Here is a 24,640-nt window from a genome sequence, read left to right as displayed (position 1 = left end):
TATCCATAATCAGGGCAGGGTTTTCTGTACTCCAAATGGCACTAGTAACGCTGGGAATCAACCATCGCACCGCACCCGTGGAGATCCGCGAGCGTGTGGCGTTTACGCCGGAGCGAATGGCCGCGGCCTTTTCAGAGCTGCGCGCTGCCTCGGGCGCCAGCGAGGCGGCCATTCTGTCGACCTGCAATCGCACAGAACTCTATCTGGCCGGCGACGACGATTGTGCGCCTGCGGTACTGCGCTGGCTGGCCGGTTTCCATGAGCTGGACGTGGCCGATCTGGAAAATGTGCTGTATGTGCACCGGGATTCCGACGCCGTACGGCACATGATGCGGGTTGCGGCGGGGCTGGATTCCATGGTGCTCGGCGAGCCTCAGATTTTGGGACAGCTGAAAGATGCCTACGCCCTGGCCCGGGAACACGCGGCCACCGGCTCCTTCCTGTCGCGACTGTTCGAGCAGACATTTTCGGTGGCCAAGCGGGTTCGCACGCAGACCGCCATTGGCGAGAACCCGGTATCCGTTGCTTATGCCTCGGTCAGCATGGCCCACCACATCTTTGCGGATATGTCCCGCAACAAGGCCCTGCTCATTGGCGCTGGTAAAACCATCGAACTGGTGGCCCGCCACCTGGCAGACGCCGGCGTGCATGATTTTCTGGTGGCCAACCGTACTCTGGAAAGAGCGCAGTCGCTGGCAGAGTCGCACGGAGGGAAAGGCATCCTGTTGTCGGAAATCCCCGACCATCTCTCCGATGTGGATATTGTGATTTCCTCCACCGCCAGCCCCTTGCCCATTCTGGGGAAGGGTGCGGTTGAGCGGGCACTGAAAAAGCGCAAGCATCGTCCTTACTTTATGGTCGATATTGCAGTGCCGAGAGATATTGAGCCGGAAGTTTCGTCACTGGCGGATGTGTACCTTTATACCGTAGACGATCTTCGGCAGGTTATTGAGGAAAATATCCGTTCCCGCGAAGGCGCAGCCCGGGAAGCTGAAAACCTGATTGCCAGTGGCGTGCAGGACTTTCTCGATCAGTTGCGCGCCCTGGACGCCGTTTCTACGCTCAAGCAGTTCCGGCAGCGGGCCGAAATATTGCGGGATGCCGAAACCGAAAAGGCATTGCGTGCCCTGCGGAACGGCACCGACCCGGAGACCGCACTGCGTTCCCTGGCCAGGGGACTCACCAACAAACTTCTGCATCAACCCTCGGTACAGGTGCGCAAGGCGATGGCCGAAGGCCGTACCGAAGTCACCGAATGCCTGAGGGAGCTGTATCAGCTGGACGCACTGGAAGCTGACGAGCCGACCACCACGGAAAAACTATGAAACCATCCATCCAGTCCCGCCTCGAACAGCTTGTTGAACGGTTCGAGGAGGTGAACGCGTTGCTGAGCGATGCATCGGTAATTGCCAATCAGGACAAATTTCGGGATCTGTCGCGGGAATTCGCCGAAATCGAGCCGGTGGTCAAATGTTTTCAGGCATGGCAGCAGTCTCTGGAAGACATAGACGCGGCAACCGAACTGGCGAAAGACGGCGATGCGGATATGCGGGAAATGGCGGAAGAAGAGTTGTCTGACGCCCGCGTTCGCTGCTCAGAGCTGGATGAAGAACTCCAGCGTTTGATGTTGCCGAAAGATCCCAACGACACCAAAAACGTCTTTCTGGAAGTCCGGGCCGGCACCGGCGGAGATGAAGCGGCCATCTTTGCCGGTGATCTCTTTCGAATGTATTCCCGTTACGCTGAAAAACACCGGTGGCAGGTGGAAGTGATCAGCGAAAACGAAGGCGAGCACGGGGGCTACAAGGAAATCATTGCCCGGCTGTCCGGCGATGCTGTGTATGGCACACTGAAATTCGAATCCGGTGCGCACCGGGTACAACGGGTACCGGAAACCGAATCCCAGGGGCGAATTCATACCTCGGCCTGCACGGTTGCGGTAATGCCAGAGGCAGACGAAGCCGAGGCGGTGGAAATCAACAAGGCCGACCTGCGGGTGGATACCTTCCGCTCCTCTGGTGCCGGTGGCCAGCACGTCAACAAAACCGACTCGGCCATTCGCCTTACCCATTTGCCCACGGGCATTGTGGTGGAATGCCAGGAAGAGCGTTCCCAGCACAAGAACCGCGCCAAGGCCCTGAGCCTGCTGGCCTCCCGTCTTCAGAATGCCGAGCTGGAAAAACAGCAGAAAAACCGCGCGGAGACCCGGAAAAGCCTGGTGGGCAGTGGTGATCGCTCCGAGCGAATCCGCACCTATAACTTTCCCCAGGGGCGGGTTACCGACCACCGGATCAACCTCACGCTCTACAAGCTGGACGAAGTGATTGCCGGCGATCTGGACGCGGTGGTGGTGCCCCTGCAGCAGGAACATCAAGCCGAGTTGCTGGCAGACATGGCCAATGAGCAGCAGTGAACGTTCGCTCACCGTTGAGGCCCTGTTAAAAGAGGCGGCCAGCCGGATTACCAGTGAATCGCCCGGGCTGGATGCCGAATTGTTGCTCAGCCACATCACCGGTCTGACCCGCACCAGTTTCCGGGCCTGGCCAGAGCGGGCCGTGCCGGTAGAACAGGCAGAGCAGTTTTTCACCCTGGTGGCCAAGCGTGCCAGTGGCCAACCCGTCGCCTATCTGCTGGGTGAGCAGGAATTCTGGTCGTTACCCCTGAAAGTCAGCCCGTCAACCCTGATTCCCCGGCCAGATACGGAGTGCGTGGTAGAGGCCACGCTGTCGCTGGATTTGCCCGCTAAGGCAAGTGTGCTGGATCTCGGCACCGGCACCGGCGCCATCGCACTGGCGCTGGCCAGTGAACAGCCTGGCTGGCAGATTATGGCCAGTGACCGTGTTGAAGACGCGGTCGCCCTGGCACGGGAAAACAGCCAGCGCCTGAACCTGCCCATTACCGTGACAAAGAGCCACTGGTTCGACCAGATTCCCGCCGGTACATTCGACCTGCTGATTTCCAATCCACCGTATATACCGGCCAGCGACCGTCATTTGAGGGCCGGCGATGTGCGCTTCGAGCCTGAATCTGCCCTTGTAGCCGGCGACGACGGCCTGGACGATATCCGCCTGCTGGTGACCGAAGGCCTTGCCTGGCTCAATCCCGATGGCTGGATGCTGCTGGAACACGGCTACGATCAGGGTAGCGCCGTACGGGATTTGTTTGCCAAAGCCGGATGGCGCAACATAGAAACCCGCAAAGATTACGGCGGCAATGATCGCATGACCCTGGCCCGGAAACCGGCCAGCGACCAATAGCGAGAACAACCATGCTCAGCGACGAAGAACTCCTCCGCTACAGCCGGCAAATTCTGATGCCCCGGTTCGACATCGCCGGCCAGGAAAAGCTCAAGGCCGCCCACGTACTGGTTATCGGCGCCGGTGGCCTGGGTTGCCCGGTTGCCCTGTACCTCGGGGCCGCAGGCGTTGGCCACCTGACTCTGGTTGACGACGACCAGATCGAACTGGCCAATCTGCAGCGCCAGATCGCCTTTGAACAGAGCTGGCTGGGCGATTCAAAAGCCGGGCGTCTGGCCGAGCGGGTTAGGGCGATCAATCCGGAGATTGCTGTTAATGCAGTCAATCGCCGGGTGGATGGCGATGATCTGCGCCAGTTGGTGAGCGAATCCACGCTGGTGCTGGACTGCACGGACAACTTCAACACCCGGTTCGCGCTGAACCGGGCGTCCGTAGCTTCGAAAGTGCCCCTTGTTTCGGGTGCTGCAATACGGGGTGAGGGCCAGCTTTCCGTTTACGATCCGCGCCAGTCGGAAAGCCCCTGTTACCACTGCCTGTATCCTGAACAGGGCAACGAAGACCTGACCTGCTCCGAAGTCGGCGTTATCGCTCCGCTCGTCGGCATGATTGGCTCAGCACAGGCGATGGAAGCCATCAAGGTTATCTCGGAAATGGGCAAACCATTGGTGGGTCGTCTGCTCATTCTGGACGCCTGGCAGATGGAATGGCGAGAAATGAAACTCGCCAAAGACCCGGGGTGCCCGGTGTGTGCAGGCTAGTGCCAGAGTAGTGCTGGGTTGGGGGTGGCCTTCCAAAAATTTGCGGAGCCATGGATGGCGGAGCAGAAGCGCCACAGGGATGTGCCGCAAGGAGCGTTTTTTGGAAGGCCACCCCCAATCCGGCACGGCGGTTCGAACACCAAAAGCTCAGTCTTTCAGCGCCTGAAACCTGGCGATGGCTTCTTTACGGGACTCTTTCAGGTCCACAATGGGTCTGGGATAGCCTTTGGGGATAACACCACCCTTGGAAGGATCATGAATCCGCTTGTTGTCCAGCTTCGCCAGCTCCGGCACCCAGTTCCGAATAAACTCACCCTTCGGATCAAACCGCTCACTCTGGGTCACCGGATTGAACACCCGAAAGTAGGGCGCAGCATCGGTCCCCGTTGAGGCACTCCACTGCCAGCCACCGTTGTTAGACGCCAGAAAGCCATCCACCAGATTCTGCATAAACCAGGCTTCGCCCAGCCGCCAGTCGATGAACAGGTTCTTGGTCAGGAACATGGCAGTGATCATCCGCAGGCGATTGTGCATCCAGCCGGTGGCTTTCAACTGGCGCATGGCCGCATCCACAATAGGGATGCCCGTGCGGCCTTCCTTCCAGGCTTCGAAATGCTCGCCCGGTGAGTTCCACACCAGCGCCTCGGTTTCCTCCTTGAACGCACGGTGCATACTTACCCGCGGGTAGTGGTACAGGATATGAATGTAGAAATCCCGCCAGGCTATCTCGTTGATCCAGGTTTCAACGCCTTCCCCCGATACACCACTGTCCCTGGCCGCAATCAGGCACTGCCGCCCCGACAGCACGCCGTTGGCCAGGTACGGAGACAGGCAACTGGTGCCATCCAGAGCCGGAAAGTCCCGCTCCTCCTTATATTTTTTTGCCTGATCACCAAGGAACGCCTCCAGGCGATCGTGGGCTGCGGCCTCGCCGGTGGGCACCAGCGGCGCCGGCGCATCTTTGAATGGCGCGGGCAAAGTGTCGGTCTGCTCGGGCTGGACCGCTTTGGCGATCGCCGTGGGCGCAGGATGCAGGCTCGGGCGGGTTTCCTCTATCCAGCTACGCCAGCGGCGGGAGAAGGGCGTGAATACCGAATAAGGTTCATTCTGCTGAGTCAGTATTTTGCCGACCGGAGCCACGGTCTGGTCCCGGTACTTGGCAACCCGGATGCCGGCATCGGCCAACCGATCTCGCAGGGTTTTGTCCCGCCGGCGCTCGTTGATGCCGTATTCCTCGTTAAAGTGGACTTCGGCAATCTGGTTTTCCCGGCAAAAAGTTTGCAATTTCTCGGCCCCGTCGTCAAAGCGCTTGGCCTTGAGGAATGCCAGGGGAATGCCGAGTTTGGCCAGTTCCGTTGCCAGGGCATTGGCGTGTTCCAGTACAAAGCGCACCCGGGCGGCAGACCAGTCATGCTGCTGCCATTGTTCCGGGGTGATCAGAAAACAGGCCCGCACGGCATCGCCGGAATTGCACGCAGCGGTCAAGGCGGGGTTGTCTGCCAGGCGAAGATCATTGCGGAACCACACCAGTTGTGTCATCAGAGCATCCAAAGCGTTGTCAGGTTCATATAGGGGTAAATACAACCCAAAAAATCATAGGGTTGTATATTCGCTGCAACTACTGGATTGGATTATAGTGAAAGAACGCTGCCAACGATTTGCCCGAACACAAGGAGTTGTTATCCAGGCATGACCGAGCCAACCGAGCCTCCCCGAGAGGGTATTTGGGCGCACCCCTATCATCTGGTGTCCGGCCAGACACAGCATCATCAATTGGGCCGCGCACGGGTCTGGATTACCTTGTTGGATCAGGAATGGCAGATTCGCGAGCAGCAGCTCGATACCCATTCCGACACACTGAACTGGCAGGAAACGCTGGGCCACACGCTGCCATCTGCAGACTTGCCGGTGCAGCGATTCTTCCGCATGGAAGACGGCGGCGTGGTTCGGTTTAATCCGGCGATGGCGGGGTTGCCAACGGTTATACGCCCGTTCCAGCCCCTGACTATTCCGGCGGGGGGGCGATGCCTGCTGTATGTCGGCACTTCCCTGTGGATGAAAGTCTGTGTCGGGGACAACCAGACCGAACTGACCGAGATTCCCCTGGCAGTACCCTCGATGACCTGGCTTGGCCGGAACACCATGGAAGGAGAACTGTGTTACGCCTCGTCCACGTTTGGTCGGCTGGCTCTGGAAGCGGTACCCAAGCGCCCCTGGCGCGCGGTCACTCCGGTGACCATTGTGAATCGCAGGGAGCAGGCGCTGTTGCTGGAGCGATTCAGCCTGCCAACCCCCTTGCTCTCGTTGTTCCGTAACGAACGCGACCAGCTCTGGACCCCCGGGGTCACCGTTGAATGCGAGACCGATATGAATTCGGCCAGCCTGCACATTGAGCAAACGGTGCCGGCATATGCTGGAGAGTGCCGGCCGGTGGCGCCGGCCAGGGAGAAAATGATCAAGGGGCGCCGCCTGGTGCGGGCGTTTGATCGAATGTTTGGCTGAGGCCGTCAGAGGCAGGATGTTTCATGGAAGCGATTGCAGCTACCTTTAACCAGATTATCAGTGGTATTGCCTGGGGCCAGTGGCTCTCGGCGGGCTTTCTGATGCTGCTGGGTATGTTTCTCGGCACCCTGCTGGCCCGCAGCGCAGGACGCCTGGTCGAAAATCGCACGTCCCGGCACCATCAGGTGTTGATCCGGCGGCTGGTGTTTTACCTGGTGTTCGTGCTGTTTGCCATCGCGGCACTGCGGGAGGCCGGTTTTTCGCTGGAGGTGGTACTGGGGGCCGCGGGTATCCTGACGGTCGCGATCGGCTTTGCGTCACAGACCTCGGCATCCAACATTATCAGCGGCCTGTTTCTGGTGATGGAGCGCCCGTTCGAGATTGGCGATGTGATTGAGGCAGACGCCACCATCGGTGAAGTGGTGGCCATCGATCTGCTCAGTGTGAAGCTCCGGACGCCGGATAACCTGTATGTGCGGATCCCCAATGAAACCTTGATCAAAACGCGGGTGGTGAACCGTTCCCGATTTCCGATCCGCCGTATCGACCTGGTAATCGGGATCGCCTACGCCGAGGATGTGGAGAGGGTTCGCGATCTGTTGCTCAAACTGGCCGAAACCGACCCCCATTGCCTGGAGGAACCCCGGCCCTTTGCGCTGGTGACGGGGTTTGGCCCATCGTCTGTGGACCTGCAGTTCTCCTTCTGGGTTGCCCGCGAGGCGTTCCTTGAGGGCCGTGGCGCCATGATGATCGCGGTCAAGAAGGCGCTGGACGGGGCGGGTATCGAGATTCCCTTCCCGCACACCAGTGTCTATGCCGGCAGTCATTCCGAGCCTTTCCGAATACAGCTGGTAGGATCGGAACAACCGCAAGAAAAGGAATTGCCCGATGTCGACAGCAAAACATGAAACCATCAAAACCATTCCCGCTACAGATGCTGATAACAAAGTCAGCCTGGGGTGGCGTGAATGGGTGGCCCTGCCGGACCTGGATGTTCGACGCATCAAGGCCAAAGTGGATACCGGGGCCAGAACGTCCTGCCTGCATACCTTCCGCACCGAGCCTTACACTGAAAACGGTGAGCGCCGTGTCCGATTCTGGGTACACCCGGTTCAGAACGATCTGCACCATGTGGTGGAATGCGATGCGCGGGTACTGGACGAACGCATGGTCTCCGACTCCGGCGGCCATAAAGAGCAGCGGCTGGTGATCGAAACCACCCTGGTGGTTGGTGACCAGAGCTGGCCCATAGAAATGACACTGACCAACCGGGACTCCATGAGATTCCGGATGTTGCTGGGGCGCACCGCCATGGCGGGGCGCTCAATGGTCTACCCTGAAGCTTCTTACCTTGCCGGTGAGCCGGCACCAAGGAATTGATTATGAAAATTGCGGTACTGTCGCGAAACCGTCACCTGTACTCCACCCGTCGCCTGGTGGAAGAGGGCATCAACCGTGGTCATGAAGTGAAGGTGATCGACTGCCTGCACTGTTCCATGAACATCACCTCGGCCGATCCGAAAATCCACTATCACGAGGAGGTGCTGGAGGATTTCGATGTGGTGATTCCCAGAATCGGTGCCTCGGTTACCTTCTACGGCACCGCGGTACTGCGGCAATTCGAAATGATGGGCGTTTTCCCGGTGAATGAGTCGGTGGCCATCACTCGCTCCAGGGATAAATTGCGCTCTCTGCAGTTGTTGGCGCGAAAGGGGGTTGGGATGCCGGTCACCGGGTTCGCCAATAAGCCCGATAACGTGCCTGAACTCCTGAAGATGGTGGGCGGCGCTCCGGTTGTCATCAAACTGCTGCAGGGGACCCAGGGTATCGGTGTGGTGCTGGCGGAAACCCGCAAAGCGGCCGAGAGTGTGATCGAGGCATTCATGGGGCTCAAGGCCGACATCCTGGTGCAGGAGTTCATCAAGGAAGCCGGTGGGGCAGACATCCGCTGCTTTGTCATCGGAGATAAAGTGATTGCCGCCATGAAGCGCCAGGGGGCCGAAGGTGAGTTCCGCTCGAACCTGCATCGTGGTGGCACCGCCTCGTTGATCAGGATTACACCGGAAGAGCGGCGCACCGCCATCGCTGCTGCCAAGGCCATGGGCCTGAACGTGGCGGGCGTGGATTTGTTGCGTTCCAGCCGCGGCCCGCTGGTTATGGAGGTGAATTCCTCTCCGGGCCTTGAAGGCATCGAGAATGCAACCGGCAAGAACGTCGCGGGCCTGATCATCAACTGGACTGAGAAAAACTACCAACCCTGGAAAACCAAAACCCGGGGCAGGGGATAAGCACCCATGGCCAGAGCACCCTTTGAAATCGCCGGCGTTCAGGTGAAAGCCGGAACCCGGGAGACCGTGGAAGTGCCGGTCGCCAAGCTTTATACCCATACGCCGTTGCACATCCCGGTCGAGGTGGTGCACGGCCGGCGGGATGGCCCGGTGCTGATGGTGTGCGGTGCCATCCACGGTGATGAAATCAACGGCGTTGAGATTATCCGCCGGGTGTTGAAAAACTCGGCCTTACGGCATTTGCGGGGCACGCTGGTGGCGGTGCCGATCGTCAACATCTTTGGGTTTGTCCAGCGCACCCGCTACCTGCCAGACCGCAGGGATTTGAACCGGTGCTTCCCGGGCTCGGAAAGTGGCTCGTTGGGCGGGCGCATTGCCTATCTGCTACGCACCCAGATTATGGAGAGCGTGACCCATATTATCGATTTGCACACCGGCGCCATTCACCGCTTCAACCTGCCACAGATTCGCGCCGAGCTGAAAAACCCGGAAACCGCTCGCATGGCGGAAGCATTTGGTGCCCCCATCATCATCAATGCCGGGCTGCGGGAAGGCAGCCTTCGGGCTTATGCCGATTCTCAGGATATTCCGGTGATCACCTTCGAAGGCGGTGAAGCACTGCGTTTCGACGAGGTGGTCATCTCCAGTGGAGTGAAGGGCGTGATGCGAGTGATACGGGCACTGGAAATGATGCCGGCGCAAAAGGGCCCGAAAGCGCCCAGAAAACGCTCGGAAACCGCTGCCAATTCCCTCTGGGTGCGGGCTGATATCGATGGCATCATGCGCCCGGTGGCCCGCCTGGGGCAGAAAGTGCGTAAAGGCCAGCGGCTGGCCATGGTGGCCGACCCCTTTGGTGAAACCGAAGTGGCCATTACCTCGCCCTGCTCCGGCATCGTCATCTGCGTAAACAACCTGCCGCTGGTGAATGAAGGCGAAGCCATCTATCACGTTGCGCGATTTGATGAACTGGGCGAAGCCGAGAAAGCGATGAATTATTTCCGAAGCACCTACGAAAGCGAAGTGTCTGAGGAAGCGGTTGTCCCGGTGCATCCCTGGGATGAATTTCAGAAATAACCGGCCGTTGGAGAAAACCATGATCTGGCATCAGAACCTTATTGAACTGGCCCCCAGGCCGAGGGGCTTTCATCTGGTTACCGATGAAATTCTGGCGCAGGCGCCGGAACTGACCAACTGTGAAGTGGGATTGCTGAACCTGTTTATTCAGCATACCTCTGCCTCTCTGGCCATCAACGAGAACGCAGACCCGGATGTGCGTGGCGACCTGGAGCGCCATTTCAACGTGATGGTGCCGGAAGATGCCGATTACTACGAGCACACCCTGGAGGGGCCGGACGACACCACCAGCCATATCAAGAACGTGATGATCGGGCCGTCGCTGAGCGTGCCCATTACCCATGGGCGGTTGGCATTGGGCACCTGGCAGGGGCTGTATCTGTGTGAACACCGGAACCGTGCAGGCAGCCGGCGTGTGGTGGCGACGTTGCAGGGGCGGTGGTAAAGGGCGGGTAAAAAAAGAAAACGCCGCCCGGGGCGGCGGCGTTGGGTAACTCCGGAATCAGTCCGCCAATGCCTCCATGGCGTGCTGACCAATGTCCGTGTGGTGCAGAATCGAGCCAAAGGGTTCGATTGCTTCAGCCGGGCCCTGGGTGAACACCAGTACCGGGGTGTTGGTGTGGGTACCGGTAGACCAGACCACGTTCTGCTGTTCAGCCACTTCCCGTGCCAGAAGGTTCTGGCGGTTGTCGTCGGTCTGATACACGAAGAATGCGCCGTTCACATCCATTTTCGGAACCGTCTTCGAGCTCAGGTAGGAGTGACCTTCCGCGTAATAGGGGTTGTCCTCGGTGGCCAGAACTCGGGCTGCCTGGGCTTCGGTGATTTCGAAGCTGGTTTCCGCGTTCACGATGCGAGCCAGGTTGGCCGGAGTCTGTTCGTCTTCGCTCAGGGCGTCGAACTGGCTGTAGAAGATGTCGCCATAAGAGGCTTTCTGCTCGTACAGTTTGTCGAGGGTTGCTACATCGCCGAAGTTGAAGGCCGGTTTGAACTGGTGGTCTTCAAATACGTCGCCCGGCAGGTCCATGGCGTGGGGCAGGTTGTTGGCGGAGTAGCTGAAGCCAAAGCCGCCGGTTTCGTGGTCAGCGGTTACTACCACCATGGTATCGTCGCGGCTTGCGGCCCAGTCCAGAACGTAGTTCAGGGTTTCGTTCATGCGCAGCATTTCGTGCAGCATGGTGCCGGTGTCGTTGTAGTGGCCAGCCCAGTCGATTTGCCCGGCTTCGATCATCAGGAAGAAGCCCTTGTCGTTCTTGGCCAGCGTGCTGATGGCCTTCTCCGACATTTCCTTGAGCGTTGGGATGGTGCGCTCCGGGTCGTTTTTGGTCTGGCTTTCCACGATGCCGTTGGGCAGTGCGGAGTAGGCAAACAGGCCAAGAATCTTGTCGTCCGCCTGGTTCATCTGTTCAAGATTGAAGGCCAGGTCGTAGTCTTTCTGCAGGGCTTCGGCAATCAGATTGCGGTCGTCTTTGCGCTTGGACTTGATGCGCACGGAGCCTTCCGTCAGGGCTTCCAGTTGTTGGCGGGCTTCTGACTGGGCATCGTTGGCCGATTGCGGAATCCAGTAGCGCAGGCCGCCGGAGAGCATGACATCCACATCGTTATTCAGCAGGTCTTCGGCAATTTCATTTTCCAGGCTGCGGTGGCTCTGGTGGGCGGCAAAGCCGGCCGGGGTGGCGTGGGTAATCCGGGTATCCGATACCAGGCCGGTGGATTTGCCCAGGCGCTTGGCCCGTTCAAGGATGCTTTCGGCGGTGTAGCCGTCGGCGTTGGCACCAATCATTTCCGCACCGGCCAGCTGGCCGGTCGCCAGTTGGGTGGCGGAGGCAGCGGAATCGACAATCAGGTTGTCGTTGGCGTGGGTCATAGAGACGCCAATGCGGCCGTTGTCGGCGATGCGGTCAAACGCGGTGATGCCGTCGGTGATGACGGAGTTGGGGGCCTGTTTGGCGTAAGCAAGCAGAAGGCCTATCTGCTGCGGGCCCATGCCATCGCCGATAATCATGATGACATTTTTGGCTTGATCGGCCTCCGGCTCTGAGCTCTGGGAACCGAATTGCAAAGGTGCGCAGGCGGCCAGCAGCAGAGACGAGGCAAGCAGCCCCGCTCCGGCCGTAATGTTGCGGATGTTCATAGATATCCTTTTCACGTGAGTGCTTTTATGGTTATGGAAGGGCGACAAGGCTCGCCCTAGCTATCGTCCAGATGCTTACCAAGCATGGCGTGGTAAAGCTCCCGGTCGCCAATGGCGCCGGTGATCTGGCCGTTTTCTTCCACCAGCAGGCTGTGGCCGGTGAAGTATCGGATCTCCACGGCATCCCGCAGAGGGGTGTCCGGGGCAATACGGGTAGGCTGTTTGGCCAGGCTGTCGATGGCCTGGTCTTGTTCCCAGGGTTGGGTCTGAAAGGTTTGGCCGCCACTGGTGATTACGGCTTTCTCGGCGTTATCCGGGGTGTGCAGCCAGGTGTCGTAGCGCTTGTTCAGGCACCGATTGCCCCGGGTATCTTCCTGAATGCTTTCGATGGGCAGTGCCAGAGAGCGCGCAGCGAGCACGTTCAGCGGGTTGGTGCTGGCCACGAAGCTCTTGACGTAATCGTTGGCCGGTTCCAGAACAATGGATTCCGGCTTGCCGTGCTGAACAATCTGGCCATCCTTCATGATGGCGATGTGGGAGCCCAGCTTGAGTGCTTCGTCCAGATCATGGCTCACGAACACGATGGTTTTCTGCAGTTCTTCCTGCAGGGTCAGCAGTTCATCCTGCAGTTGCTGGCGGATCAGCGGGTCAAGGGCGGAGAAGGGTTCGTCCATCAGGAGGATTTCCGATTCTGTCGCCAATGCCCGGGCGAGCCCCACCCGCTGTCGCATCCCGCCGGAGAGTTCGTCAGGGCGACACTTGGCCCACCCCGACAGGCCTACCAGCTCCAGCTGTTTGGCAACCTTGCTGCGCCGCTCCGCTTTGCTCATGCCTTGCAGTTCCAACCCAAAGGCCACGTTATCTTCCACGGTCAGCCAGGGCATCAGGGCAAAGTTCTGGAAGACCATGGAAATACGCCGGGTGCGAATGTCGCGCCGGGTCTTTTCGTCGGCCTGGGTGAAGTCGACCATCTGGCCGTCATGTTGAATGCGAATGGCACCACTGGTGACTTCGTTCAGGCCGTTAATGCAGCGTAAAAGGCTGGATTTGCCCGACCCGGACAATCCCATCAATACGCAGATTTCGCCTTTCTTTACGCTCAGGTTGGCATTCTGGACACCCACCACCAAGCCGGTTTCGGTCCGGATGTCTGCCCGGTCCATGCCTTGCTCAATCATAGGCAGGGCGCGCTGGGGCTGCTTGCCGAATACCACGTTTACATTTTCAAATTCGATCATGCTGCAGCCTCCGAGGTGTTTTTCTGACGGAAGAAACGGTCCATCCAGATGGCGAGCAGGACAATGGCCAGGCCGGCTTCAAAGCCCTTGCCAATATCGACCGTGTTCAGAGCCCGCACAACCGGGACGCCCAGACCATCAGCGCCAACCAGAGCGGCGATGACCACCATAGACAAAGACAACATGATGCACTGGGTGATACCGGCACCGATGGAGCTCATGGCGGCGGGCAGCTCTACTCTGAACAGCAGTTGCCGGTTGGTGCAGCCAAAGGCTTTGCCGGCTTCTACCAGTTCCGTCGGTACCTGGGAAATGCCCAGGTAGGTCAGCCGTACGGGGGCGGCAATGGCAAAAATAACCGTGGAAATTACGCCCGGTACCACACCCAAGCCGAACAGGGTCAGGGTCGGGATCAGGTAAACGAACGGTGGAATCGTTTGCATCAGGTCCAGGACCGGTTGCAGGAATTTGTACAGCCAGCTGCTGTGGGCCGCGTAAATGCCGAGTGGAATACCGATAAGCACGCACAGCAGGGTGGCGTAGAGCACCAGCGACAGGGTGGCCATGGTGTCTTCCCAATAGCCGATATTCCAGATCAGAAGAAAGCTGGCGGCGGTAAACAGGGTGAGCCCCCAGCGGCGGTGGCGAACATGGGCGGCTATTGCGAACACGGTGATCAGAACCGCCGGTGGCACCCAGAGGAGCCCGTCGGTGAGGCCGTGGATCATGCTTCTCAGGGTTTCGGAGACGGCGTCAAAAAAGCCGCTGAAATTGATCACCAGAAAATCAACAACGGCTTCCATGAAGTCGCCGAAGGGCAGTTGATGCTCAGTTATCCAGTTCATGGTTTTCTGTCTTTTCAGGTACAGGCAGGTGCCCGCACGGGGAATGAATGATTCAGGTAATGCATATCCGGGCCCGGGGTTGCCCCCGGGCCGCACGGATTACTTCAGGGATGCTTTTACAGCGGGCAGGGCTTCGTTACCGTCGAGGGTGGTTACACCTTCAAGCCAGGCGTCGAGCACGTCCGGATTGCTGGCCAGCCAGGCGTGTGCGGCGTCCCGGGGGGCCTCGCCATCGTTCAGGATGGCGCCCATGACTTCGTTTTCCATGGTCAGGGAGAAGGTCATGTTCGTCAGCAGCTTGCCAACGTTCGGGCACTCTTCAAGGTAGTTTTTGCGCACGTTGGTGTGCACCGTGGCGCCACCGTAGTTCGGGCCGAAGAAGTCATCGCCACCGTCGAGGTAGGCCAGGTCGTGGTTGGCGTTCATCGGATGCGGTTCCCAGGCCAGGAAGACCACCCACTGCTGGCGGCGTGTTGCCCGGCTGACCTGCGACAGCATACCCGCCTCGCTGGACTCAACAACGCGGAAGTCGCCCAGGCCAAAGGCGTCCTGGTCAATCATGTCCTGGATCAGGCGATTGCCGTCGTTGCCCGGCTCGATTCCGTAAATGCGGTCGTTGAATTCATCGGCGTGCGTGGCAATGTCGGCAAAGCTTGTAACGCCGGCATCGTAGACATATTGAGGAACGGCGAGTGTGTATTTGGCGCCTTCGAGGTTGGTAATCACGGTCTCAACGTCGCCACTTTCCAGATAGGGGCGAACGTCGCCTTCCATTGTGGGCATCCAGTTACCGAGGAAGACGTCGATGTCTTTGTTTTTCAGCGACCGGTAGGTGACCGGCACAGAAAGCACGTTGGCGGTGGGGTTGTACCCCATGCCTTCCAGAACCTCAGAGGCCAGAGCTGTGGTGGCGGTAATGTCCGTCCAGCCAACATCGGCGAAGCGTACGGTTTTGCATTCGGTGTTGGGGGCGGCGATGGCGGCTCCGGAGAGCGCAAGGCCAGCACAGGCCAGCATCAGTTTTTTCATGGTAGATCTCCTTTCGTTGTTTTCGGTCACAGCGTTTGCGTTACCGGTCAGAGAGATGTCCGGCTTGATTCGGTATGGCCGGCGTTCGCGGCGATAGCCTGGTCAACGTAGGTTTTGCACAGGGCGACCGCGCGATCGAGTTCGATTCGGCCTTCGCTCAGGGCCGCCCTCAACCAGAAGCCGTCGATCAGTGCGGCAATGGTTTGGGCCGTTGCCCGAGCCTGTTCCGTGGGCATGAGCTGACGCAACGGCACAATTAAATTAGACAGCAGGCGGCGCTCATTCACTCTCTGGAGGCGCATCAGGTCCGGGTTGTGCATGGCCTGGGTCCAGAAAGCCAGCCAGGTTTTGGCCGACTGGGCGCTGGTCTGGGCGCCGGAGAAGTTGGCATCAACAATGGCCATCAGCTGCTCTCGGGGCGCTTTGGAGCGTTCAGACATAAGCTTGGCCGCATCTCGCTGCAGGGAAGCCAGCAGGTGCCGCATACAGGCTTCCAGCAGGCCCTGCTTGTTGCCGAAATAATGGCTGATAATGCCCACCGATAGTTCCGAGACCTCGGCGATCCGGCCGATGGTAGCGCCCTGGAAGCCGTGCGCTTCGATAACTTCCATGGTGGCGTCGATGAGTTGTTGACGCCGGATCGATTCCACTCCTGGACGTGCCATGAACATTCCTATGCAAGCGTTGAATACATATTCAATTTGTTGAACGACTATTCAATGCTGGGAAAGGTTAATGGTTTGACTACTAAAGATCAAATCTTCGAAAAAATCGCTGTAATTCTTTAAGGCCCCGAAATTCGCGAGGTTTGCGTATTTTGTTTGAGAAAAACCCTTTAGAGCGCGAATTAAGTGTGAGGCGAGCGCTCCTGTGGGCATGATTGGCGCTGTCACCAGAGTGGTTGGTTCGGGGTGGGTGAAAGTTCACACATCCAGGGTAAGCAAAGGGTGGAAATCCACCCATCAGGGCTTTCTTATTCCGGGTTTTATTTTTTAACGTCATGTTTTTGTAAGGAAAATTTTTCTGGCTCGGTATTTGCCTATACGAACTCCGGGCGCCCAACAGGGCCGAGCTATTCAGCACCCAATAATCAAACAATCAGGGAGCATTCTCTATGAAGACCCAAGCCGTTATGACCGCCGCTTTCGTTTCAACACTTACCCTGGCCGCGCCGGTGGCTGCGCAGGATCGTGCCGGTTGGCCGGAAAGCTTTACTGTGGGTACCGCAAGCCAGGGGGGCACTTACTTTGCCTATGGCTCTGGCTGGGCAAATTTTGTGGCAGAGAACCTGGGGGTGTCTGGTGGTGCAGAGATTACCGGTGGTCCGGTGCAGAATATGGCTCTGGTGCACACCGGCGATCTCAAGTTTGGTTTGACCACCATGGGGCCGGCCCGGGAATCCCGTGATGGCCAGAGCCCGCTCGCGCCGGGCATGAAGATGGACAACGTATGCGCCATGTTCCCGATGTATGAGACGCCGTTTTCCATCACCACCCTGTCCAGCTCTGGTATCACCAGCATTTCCGACATTCCGGACGGCGCCGCCATTGGCTTCGGCCCCGCGGGCTCCACGTCAGACACCTATTTCCCGCGCATGATGGAAACGCTGGGCGTGGATTTTGAACGCCGCAACGGCAGCTGGTCGGATCTGGGTGGCCAGCTCCAGGATGGCCTGATTGATGTGGTGGCCTTCGCGGCCGGTATCCCGATTCCGGCGGTCAGCCAGCTGGAGGTTCAGACGGATGTAAACGTCATCGGCATGAACGATGAGGAAGCCAGAAAGATCGTTGATAACTTCCCCGTGTCCGAGTTTGTCATCCCGGCCAGCACCTACCAGTCGCTGGAGGCGCCATCACGAGTGGTGTCCATGTGGAACTTTGCCATGGTGAACTGCGATATGCCGGAGAGCTTTGTCTACGAAATCACCAAGCTGACCATGGAAAACAACGAAAAAATGGTGTCTATCCACAAGGCGGCGCGCCATTCTGTGCCTGAGAACTACACCAAGAACACCGTGCTGCCCTGGCATCCGGGTGCTGCCCGTTGGTTCAACGAGAACGGCTACTCCATCGAAGATGCGGCTATCAAGCAGTAATGCCGCTGGCCGAGGGGGCGCCTGGCGGCCCCCCGGCATTCCGTTGCTACCGATTCACCGCCTCTCTGACAGGCAGGATGCACCATGACTCAAGAACACCCCCATGCCGGCGGAGAAACCCAGCTGGCTGAAAACCTGACCGTTAATGAAGACCACGTGCTGGCTCACGATGTCGACGCGGAGCCGGTGGAGGCGAACCGCCGCCTTTATACCGGTGCCTTGCTCAAGTTTGTTGTGTCGCTGGCCATTGCTTACTCGGTGTTTCACCTGTACACCCTGAACGTTGCGCCGATGGAAACCTGGTCGTTCAGGATCGTGCACGTGGCCGGTGCCCTGGTGTTGGGCTTTTTGCTGTTTGCCGGCGCGCGGTTTGTGTCCTCCGAGGAGGGCGCCGCAAGACACCGCTGGACGACCTGGTTTGCCGCAGCGGCGCTGGTTCCCGCCGTGTACGCGCTGTACCAGACCTATGCTTTTTATCAGATGATCCAGGGCGGTACCCTGCGGATTCCCACCGAGCTGGAAACCTGGCATTTTGGCTGGCCACTGCTGGCGGCATCCGGTGTCGGGATTGTCATGAGCTGGTTCCATCAGCGGAATCGCGCCCGCTTCAGTGTTCCGGATCTGGTGCTTATTCTCTGCTCGGTGGCGGTCGCGGCCTATCTGTTGGTGGTGTTTAACACCTCCATGCGCATGGCGACGGGCACGGCGTTTGCCCCCGTTGGCATTTCTTTCGCGGCAGTTGCCGGTACGGCGCTGATTATGGAGATGACCCGCCGGGTAGCGGGTATGGCACTGGTCATCATTGCCCTGGTTTTCCTGACTTATGTCTTTGCCGGCCCCTATCTGCCGGGCTTCCTGGGGTACCCGGGCCTGTCGGTTCAGCGTTTCTTCAGCCAGGTTTATACCGATGCCGGTATTCTGGGGCCCACCACAGCGGTGTCTTCAACCTACATTATCCTGTTCATCATCTTCGCCGCTTTCCTGCAGGCGTCGAAGGTGGGCGACTACTTCGTAAACTTTGCCTTTGCGGCGGCGGGGCGTTCCCGCGGGGGGCCTGCCAAGGTATCTATTTTTGCCTCCGGCCTGATGGGCATGATCAACGGCACCAGTGCCGGCAATGTGGTGTCTACCGGGTCTCTGACCATTCCGCTGATGAAGCGGGTGGGTTACAGCAAGGAATCGGCAGGTGCCGTTGAGGCAGCAGCATCCACCGGTGGGCAGATTATGCCGCCGATCATGGGGGCTGGTGCTTTCATCATGGCTGAAATTACCGGCATTCCCTACACCGATATTGCCATTGCCGCGATCATTCCGGCGATTCTCTATTTCGCATCGGTCTTCTTCATGGTGGATTTTGAAGCCAAGAAGCTGGGTATGCGGGGTATGCGCGAGGACGAACTGCCGAACCTGCGGCTGATGCTGCGCCAGGTGTATCTGTTTGTACCGATCATTATTCTGATTGTGGCGCTGTTCCAGGGCTATTCGGTGATTCGGGCCGGTACCCTGGCCACGATTTCGGCCGCCGTGGTGAGCTGGATCTCACCCAACAAGATGGGCCTGCGCCAGATTCTCCATGCCTTCGAGATTGCGGCTTATATGTCCATCCAGATCATCGTGGTGTGTGCGGCGGCAGGGGTGATTGTCGGCGTGATTTCCCTGACCGGTGTTGGCGCGCGCTTTTCGGTGCTGTTGCTGGACGTGGCGGCGCACAGCAACCTGCTGGCGCTGGTGTTTGCGATGTTCATTTCCATCCTGCTGGGTATGGGTATGCCCACCACTGCCGCCTATGCAGTGGCGGCGTCTGTGGTTGCTCCGGGGCTGGTGCAGTTGGGTATTGAGCCGCTGACGGCACATTTCTTCGTGTTCTATTTCGCCGTGGTGTCGGCCATTACGCCGCCGGTTGCGCTGGCGTCCTATGCGGCCGCCGGTATTTCCGGTGCCAATGCCATGTCGACGTCGGTGGCATCGTTCCGGATTGGCATTGCCGCGTTTATCGTGCCCTTCATGTTCTTCTACAACGGTGCGCTGTTGATGGAAGGCGGCTGGTTCGAGATTGCCCGCGCGCTGGTGACGGCCTGCTTCGGGGTGTATCTGCTGTCGGCTGGCGTGCTGGGCTGGTTCGCCCGTTCCCCGGCGCCTGCACTGGTGCGCCTCTTGTTGGTGGCGGCTGCCTTGCTCACCATTGAGGGCGGTGTCTGGACCGATCTTGCCGGTATTGGCCTGGCCGTGGTGGCGATGCTCGTTCAGCGTAAACGCGCGCCGGCGGTTGCCGCAGCCTGATTCGACCTTTCCCGGCGGGGCAGTCTGCACTTGCGGGTTGTCCCGTTGGGCCGGGGGCGCTAGGCTTGGCCGATCTCCTATCCCAGTCTGATGGAACCTATTCCATGCTCCAGCGGTTCAGCGTCGTTGCCACTCTGGTTGTTACTTTGCTGTTGTCCTGGTCGCTCGGTGGCTGGTACGGCTACCGTGAGCTTGAGCGGGAATCCCTTCAGGAGGCCTTCCGGTACCGGCAACTGGTGGCCAATGAGCTGAACCGTTACCTGCCGGTGCCGGCACTGATTGCCGAACATCCCCTGCTGGCCGATGCCCTGAAAAAAACCGACGATGCCGTAACGCTGCTTCGCGCCAACCGGCAAATGGAGCGGATGGCTACCATTGTCGGCGGGTCGGATATTTACCTCATGGATTTGTCCGGGCTGACCATCGCCGCCAACAACTTTGGTCAGCCGGATACCTTTGTGGGCAATAATTACGCCTTTCGCCCGTATTTCTCTGAGGCCGTTCGAACCGGGCAATCGGTTGCCTATTTTGCGCTGGGTTTGCGATCCCTTGAACGCGGGCTCTACTTCACCCACCCGGTTCGCGATCAGCGCGGCAAGATGCTGGGAGTGGTGGCGATCAAAGTGCTGGTACACGAGCTGGAGTCCCAGTGGCACAGGCCGGAGTCTGCCCAGCAGGCCGACATGGTGGTGCTGGATGGCGATGGCATCAGTTTTTTGTCCAGTCGCAGCCAGTGGCTGTACCGGGATTTTCAGCCCGATAACGACGCGGAAAAGACCCCAGAGGTCCGCCGGCGTTATCCGGAGCGGACGTTAAGGTCTGTGGATTTTTCGCACACTGCCAGGCCCTGGGGGCTGGCGGAGGAGTCGGCGCGCATCCGGTTAAGAGACCAGGGCCGTGAACAAACCTATCTGACGGTGCAGGTTGCCCTGCCGCGGCTGGACTGGAGCCTGATGGTGCTGACCGGGACCGGTTCCGTGATCTGGACACGTTTCGGCTTTCTGGCCGGGGGGCTGGCGTTCTTTCTGGCCGGTTTCCTGACCTGGCTCTACCTTCGCGAACGTTATCGGCGTGAGCGTGAACTGGCATTACGGGGCGATCAGCTGGAGCGACGGGTGGCACAGCGCACGGCCGACCTGGAGCGCTCCAATAATCAGCTGTTGGGTGAAATCCAGGAGCGCGAGCGGGCCCAGACCGAGCTGCGTGAAACCCAGCAGGAGTTGATTCAGGCCGCCAAGCTGGCGGTGCTTGGCCAGATGTCGGCCGGGCTGAATCATGAAATCAACCAGCCGTTGACCGCCATTCAGGGGTACGCCCGCAACAGCCGCAAATTTCTGGAGCGGGGCGCACCCGACATGGTCGACGCCAACCTGGCGGAGATTGTCGCCCTGTGCGACAAAATGGCGGAGTTGATCCGGCAATTCAAGGTGTTCGCCCGCAAATCCGAAGGGCCACCATCGGTGGTTGATTTGAGACTGGCCGTGGATGCCGCGCTCAAAATCATGCGTGCTCAGCATGGCAGCCTGGGCATTGACATCCGCTGGCATCGACCGGAGCAGCCAGTGATGTGTCACGGTGACCTGATACGGATTGAGCAGGTGATGGTGAACCTGATGGCGAACGCCATTCAGGCTCTGGAGGGGCGCCCTCAGCCGGTTATCGACATACTGATTACCGCAGATGGCAGTGATTGGTGTTGCCGGGTACTGGATAATGGCCACGGTCTTCCCGGCAACTCCGAGCAGGTATTCGAGCCGTTTTTTACCACCCGCTCGGTCAAGCAGGGGCTGGGGTTGGGGCTGTCCATTTCGCGCCAGATCGTTGAGGCGCTTGGCGGCAGCCTGGTTGGCCACAACCGTGATGACGGGCCGGGGGCGGAATTTGTGTTGACGTTGAAACAGCGAAGGGCAGAGGAATGACAGCAGCTTCAGTCGTTTTTGTAGACGATGATCCCGATATCCGGCCGCTGATGGAGCAGACACTGGCGCTGGAGAATATCCCGGTGGCCTGCTTTGCTGACGGGGCCTCTGCACTGAAAACGCTGGATCCGGATTTTCAGGGTATCGTGCTCTGCGATTACAACATGCCGGACATGGATGGCCTGGAAGTGTTGCAACGCCTTCAGGCCATGGATCGGGACATACCGGTTATTCTGCTGACCGGGCAGGGGGATATCAGCACTGCGGTATCGGCGATGCAGCAGGGGGCCTACGATTTTATCGAGAAGCCCTTTGATCACGACGAATTGATTGAACTGCTGCGCCACGCTCTGGAAAAGCGCCACCTGGCTTTGGAAAACCGTCGGCTGAAAGCGCAGTTACGGCACCTGGCACGCCCCGGCCCCCGAATGCTGGGAGATTCCCCCGCCATGCAGCGGGTGATGGCGACGATTGATCCGGTGCTGGATATTTCGGCCAACGTGTTGCTGCATGGCGAAACCGGCTCGGGTAAGGATGCCCTGGCTCGTTACATTCATGAAAACAGCCCGCGCAGCACTCACAATTTTGTCGCCATCAATTGCGGCGCGGTGCCGGAACATCTGATTGAAAGCGAGTTGTTCGGGCACGAAGCAGGCGCGTTTACCGGGGCGGACAAGCGTCGAATCGGTAAAATTGAACACGCGCATCGTGGCACTCTGTTTCTGGATGAGCTTGAGAGTATGCCCATGCCGCTGCAGATCAAACTGTTGCGGGTTCTGGAAGAGCAAAAAGTCGAGCGTCTGGGCAGCAACCAGGTGGTGGACGTGGATGTCCGGATCATTGCCGCGACTAAAGCCGATCTCAGGGAATTGAGCGACAGGGGCGAGTTTCGGTCCGATCTGTATTACCGGTTGAATGTGGTCAAGGTAGACATTCCACCTTTGCGGGAGCGCAAGGACGATATTCCCAAGCTGTTCCATCATTTCGCGCTGATTGCGGCCGCCCGTTACGACCGGGAAAGCGTGCCTCTGGACGCCAGCCAGGCGGCGCGGCTGATGCAGCATTCATGGCCGGGCAATGTGCGCGAGTTGCGCAATCTGGCAGAACGCTACGTGCTGCTCGGGGCCGGAGCACTGGAAGAGGGCGACTCGGCAAGCGGGCCCAACATTACCGGTCGGCAGACGCTGTCGGAAATGATGGATGGCTTCGAGCGATCGGCGGTGGTCAGCGCTTTGAATGTCTGCCACGGCAGCATCAAAGACACTATGGTTCAGCTCGGCATTGCCCGCAAAACCCTGTACGACAAGATGAAAAAACACGGGCTGGACAAGGCTCAGTTCAAAGACTGACGGAACCTCACAAAAAATTACACTGTGGTTGCGCCGGTATTACAAACTACGGGGAATCCTCACTGAATCCGCCGTGTCTTTTTCTGTAGGCTTGCTAATCTTTTTATCAGATGTCCAAGACAGCCATTCCTACATTGGAAGACACGCCCCATGAAAAATCTCACTATTCAGGCACGGGTTCTGTTACTGGCCCTGGTGCCGGTTATCGTTCTGACTGCGCTGCTGACTACCTATAATCTGAACCAGGCCGGCTCGATTGGCGATCGGGCGGTGGCCACCTTCTCCGAGGACATGGAGGCCAGCAAGCGTCACGAATTGCGCAATTACCTCGAGTTGGCCAAAACGTCGATCCAGCACCTGTACGACCAACCGGGCTCGGCCAACGATCCGGCGATCCGGGAGCAGGCCTGGGAAATTTTGCGCCAGTTGCGGTTTGACGACTCCGGCAGTGAGGGGTACCTGTTTGCCTACGACACCGAAGGTGTGGCCGTGATGCATGGTGTCAATCCCGCGCTCGAGGGGCGTAACCTCTGGGGCTTCCAGGACCCGAATGGCAACTATCTGATTCGCGAACTGCTGCAGGCTGCGCGTAATGGTGGCGGTTACGTGCCTTACGGCTGGAAACATCCTGAAACCGGTGATGTGGCGCCCAAGCTCGGTTACGCCGAAATGCTGCCCAAGTGGGGCATCATGCTTGGAACCGGATTCTGGGTTGACGGGCTGGAGGCCCAGGTAGCGTCGATGGAGCAGCGGGTGGGAGATTCCTTGGGTGAGGCCATTGTCGGCTCGGTGACCACGTCGCTGATTGCCCTGGCGATTATTGTCTTTCTGGCTTTGGTGGTCGTGCGTGGCATCATCCGGCCGCTCAAGTCTGCGGTCACCGCCATGAATGGCATTGCCAGCGGTGACGGAGACCTTACCCGCCGCCTGGAGGTTGCGGGGCGGGACGAACTGTCGCAGCTGGCTACGGCGTTCAACAGCTTTGCAGATCAGGTGCATGGGCTGGTCCGGCAGGTTCGCCACTCGGCCGAGACATTGAATGACACCACCGGCGAGCTGAACGAGGTCATGGTGGAAGCCGAGCAGGGCGTTGAGCGCCAGAAATCGGAGAGTGACCAGGTGGCCACGGCGATGAACGAGATGACGGCCGCGGCTCAGGAAGTGGCCGGCAACGCCAGTGAGGCCTCAGACTCGGCAGGTCATGCAACGGCTCAGGTAACCGATGCCCAGGGGCTTGTGCATCAGGCGATCACGGTAATCGGCGGCTTGTCGGAGCAGGTTGAAGAAGGGGTCCGCGTGATCGAGAAGCTGGGTGCCGATTCCCGCCAGATTGACAATGTGCTGGAAGTCATCCGGGATATTGCCGACCAGACCAACCTGCTGGCACTGAATGCGGCCATCGAGGCCGCCCGCGCCGGTGAAGCCGGCCGGGGGTTTGCGGTGGTGGCGGATGAAGTCCGGACGCTGGCCAGCCGCACCCAGAAGAGCACTCAGGAAATTCAGGAGACCATCGAGCGGCTGCAGAAGGGTGCCCAGCAGGCGGTGACGCTGATTGGTGCCATCAGCCAGCGCAGCGAGGAAACAGTGGAGGAAACCCGGCAGGTAAACGAGGCGCTGCAGCGTATATCCCAGGCAGTGAATACGATTACCGATATGAACACGCAGATTGCCAGTGCCGCAGAAGAGCAGACCAGCGTGTCGGAAACCATTAACCAGAACGTGCACGAAATTGTGGCCATCTCCGAGCAAACCGCACAGGGCACGCGCCGTGCGGGTGAGGCTACTCAGCGCCTCAGGGCGCTGGCCGGTGATTTGACTGACGAGGTCAGCGGCTACCGGGTCTGAGCAGGGTTGCACACAGGGTTGAATGAA

At 59.0% G+C, this 24,640-nt stretch carries 21 protein-coding genes; 15 read left to right on the top strand and 6 right to left on the bottom strand.

From position 1 onward, the window contains the following. Nucleotides 1-35 precede the first annotated feature (35 nt). Genes hemA through ACP2AU_RS12675 form a run of 4 tightly spaced genes read left to right on the top strand, consistent with a single transcriptional unit; the run spans nt 36 to nt 4,015 of the window. Nucleotides 36-1,325, top strand: coding sequence for a glutamyl-tRNA reductase (gene hemA, locus ACP2AU_RS12690; RefSeq protein WP_426376575.1), 1,290 nt, complete (start codon nt 36-38; stop codon nt 1,323-1,325). Next, nucleotides 1,322-2,413, top strand: coding sequence for a peptide chain release factor 1 (gene prfA / locus ACP2AU_RS12685; protein WP_426376574.1), 1,092 nt, complete (start codon nt 1,322-1,324; stop codon nt 2,411-2,413). The genes hemA and prfA overlap by 4 nt, the downstream gene beginning before the upstream one ends. After that, nucleotides 2,400-3,257: a peptide chain release factor N(5)-glutamine methyltransferase gene (gene prmC / locus ACP2AU_RS12680; RefSeq protein WP_426376573.1), complete on the top strand. Its 858-nt coding sequence runs from the start codon at nt 2,400-2,402 to the stop codon at nt 3,255-3,257. Before prfA ends, prmC begins: the two co-directional genes overlap by 14 nt. Nucleotides 3,258-3,268: 11 nt before the next feature. Beyond that, nucleotides 3,269-4,015 carry a HesA/MoeB/ThiF family protein gene (locus tag ACP2AU_RS12675; RefSeq protein WP_426376572.1) on the top strand — a complete coding sequence of 249 codons (747 nt, stop codon included), beginning with the start codon at nt 3,269-3,271 and terminating at the stop codon, nt 4,013-4,015. Nucleotides 4,016-4,162: 147 nt separating this feature from the next. Here ACP2AU_RS12675 and phrB read toward each other — a convergent pair whose 3' ends face one another. Continuing rightward, entirely contained in the window at nt 4,163-5,554 is a 1,392-nt protein-coding gene (gene phrB / locus ACP2AU_RS12670; protein ID WP_426376571.1) for a deoxyribodipyrimidine photo-lyase, read from the bottom strand. A gap of 150 nt (nt 5,555-5,704) precedes the next feature. Between phrB and ACP2AU_RS12665 the strand changes: the two genes are divergently transcribed. From ACP2AU_RS12665 to ACP2AU_RS12640, 6 genes are read left to right on the top strand one after another with little or no spacing between them, the layout of a single operon-like run. Further along, nucleotides 5,705-6,517 (top strand): hypothetical protein, encoded by an 813-nt coding sequence (locus ACP2AU_RS12665; protein ID WP_426376570.1) that lies wholly within the window; start codon nt 5,705-5,707, stop codon nt 6,515-6,517. A 23-nt stretch (nt 6,518-6,540) separates the two neighbouring features. Beyond that, nucleotides 6,541-7,425, top strand: coding sequence for a mechanosensitive ion channel family protein (locus ACP2AU_RS12660; protein WP_426376569.1), 885 nt, complete (start codon nt 6,541-6,543; stop codon nt 7,423-7,425). After that, complete coding sequence (locus ACP2AU_RS12655) at nt 7,406-7,897, top strand: ATP-dependent zinc protease (protein WP_426376568.1); 492 nt, start codon at nt 7,406-7,408, stop codon at nt 7,895-7,897. The genes ACP2AU_RS12660 and ACP2AU_RS12655 overlap by 20 nt, the downstream gene beginning before the upstream one ends. A 2-nt stretch (nt 7,898-7,899) precedes the next feature. Further along, the gene (gene rimK / locus ACP2AU_RS12650; protein WP_426376567.1) at nt 7,900-8,805 is read left to right on the top strand and encodes a 30S ribosomal protein S6--L-glutamate ligase; all 906 of its coding nucleotides are present in this window, start codon (nt 7,900-7,902) and stop codon (nt 8,803-8,805) included. Between the two features lie 6 nt (nt 8,806-8,811). Continuing rightward, nucleotides 8,812-9,879 (top strand): succinylglutamate desuccinylase/aspartoacylase family protein, encoded by a 1,068-nt coding sequence (locus tag ACP2AU_RS12645; protein WP_426376566.1) that lies wholly within the window; start codon nt 8,812-8,814, stop codon nt 9,877-9,879. Between the two features lie 19 nt (nt 9,880-9,898). After that, nucleotides 9,899-10,324: a secondary thiamine-phosphate synthase enzyme YjbQ gene (locus ACP2AU_RS12640; RefSeq protein WP_426376565.1), complete on the top strand. Its 426-nt coding sequence runs from the start codon at nt 9,899-9,901 to the stop codon at nt 10,322-10,324. Nucleotides 10,325-10,381: 57 nt separating this feature from the next. Here the strand turns inward: ACP2AU_RS12640 and ACP2AU_RS12635 are convergent, their stop codons facing one another. The 5 genes from ACP2AU_RS12635 to betI form a co-directional block, all read right to left on the bottom strand. After that, complete coding sequence (locus tag ACP2AU_RS12635) at nt 10,382-12,013, bottom strand: alkaline phosphatase (protein ID WP_426376564.1); 1,632 nt, start codon at nt 12,011-12,013, stop codon at nt 10,382-10,384. Nucleotides 12,014-12,069: 56 nt separating this feature from the next. After that, nucleotides 12,070-13,251 carry a choline ABC transporter ATP-binding protein gene (gene choV, locus ACP2AU_RS12630; RefSeq protein WP_426376563.1) on the bottom strand — a complete coding sequence of 394 codons (1,182 nt, stop codon included), beginning with the start codon at nt 13,249-13,251 and terminating at the stop codon, nt 12,070-12,072. Further along, nucleotides 13,248-14,096, bottom strand: coding sequence for a choline ABC transporter permease subunit (gene choW / locus ACP2AU_RS12625; RefSeq protein WP_426376562.1), 849 nt, complete (start codon nt 14,094-14,096; stop codon nt 13,248-13,250). The genes choV and choW overlap by 4 nt, the downstream gene beginning before the upstream one ends. 99 nt (nt 14,097-14,195) lie before the next feature. Further along, complete coding sequence (locus ACP2AU_RS12620) at nt 14,196-15,125, bottom strand: choline ABC transporter substrate-binding protein (protein WP_426376561.1); 930 nt, start codon at nt 15,123-15,125, stop codon at nt 14,196-14,198. Between the two features lie 47 nt (nt 15,126-15,172). Further along, entirely contained in the window at nt 15,173-15,790 is a 618-nt protein-coding gene (betI, locus tag ACP2AU_RS12615) for a transcriptional regulator BetI (protein ID WP_426376560.1), read from the bottom strand. Between the two features lie 449 nt (nt 15,791-16,239). Here betI and ACP2AU_RS12610 point away from each other — a divergent pair, with 449 nt between their 5' ends. The 5 genes from ACP2AU_RS12610 (at nt 16,240) to ACP2AU_RS12590 (ending at nt 24,613) form a co-directional block, all read left to right on the top strand. Then, nucleotides 16,240-17,220, top strand: coding sequence for a TAXI family TRAP transporter solute-binding subunit (locus tag ACP2AU_RS12610; protein ID WP_426376559.1), 981 nt, complete (start codon nt 16,240-16,242; stop codon nt 17,218-17,220). 84 nt (nt 17,221-17,304) lie between these two features. Further along, on the top strand, nt 17,305-19,500 hold the full coding sequence (locus ACP2AU_RS12605) for a TRAP transporter permease (protein ID WP_426376558.1): 2,196 nt from the start codon (nt 17,305-17,307) through the stop codon (nt 19,498-19,500). Nucleotides 19,501-19,604: 104 nt separating this feature from the next. Beyond that, complete coding sequence (locus ACP2AU_RS12600) at nt 19,605-21,419, top strand: sensor histidine kinase (protein WP_426376609.1); 1,815 nt, start codon at nt 19,605-19,607, stop codon at nt 21,417-21,419. Continuing rightward, nucleotides 21,416-22,768 carry a sigma-54-dependent transcriptional regulator gene (locus ACP2AU_RS12595; RefSeq protein ID WP_426376557.1) on the top strand — a complete coding sequence of 451 codons (1,353 nt, stop codon included), beginning with the start codon at nt 21,416-21,418 and terminating at the stop codon, nt 22,766-22,768. Before ACP2AU_RS12600 ends, ACP2AU_RS12595 begins: the two co-directional genes overlap by 4 nt. A gap of 150 nt (nt 22,769-22,918) precedes the next feature. Beyond that, nucleotides 22,919-24,613, top strand: a complete 1,695-nt coding sequence (locus tag ACP2AU_RS12590; RefSeq protein WP_426376556.1) for a methyl-accepting chemotaxis protein — start codon at nt 22,919-22,921, stop codon at nt 24,611-24,613. Nucleotides 24,614-24,640: the final 27 nt, after the last annotated feature.

It is taken from the genome of Marinobacter sp. VGCF2001, from assembly GCF_049943275.1.
GTDB lineage: Bacteria > Pseudomonadota > Gammaproteobacteria > Pseudomonadales > Oleiphilaceae > Marinobacter.
Note: the sequence above shows the minus strand (reverse complement) of the source record. Positions and strands in the feature narration are given on the sequence as shown.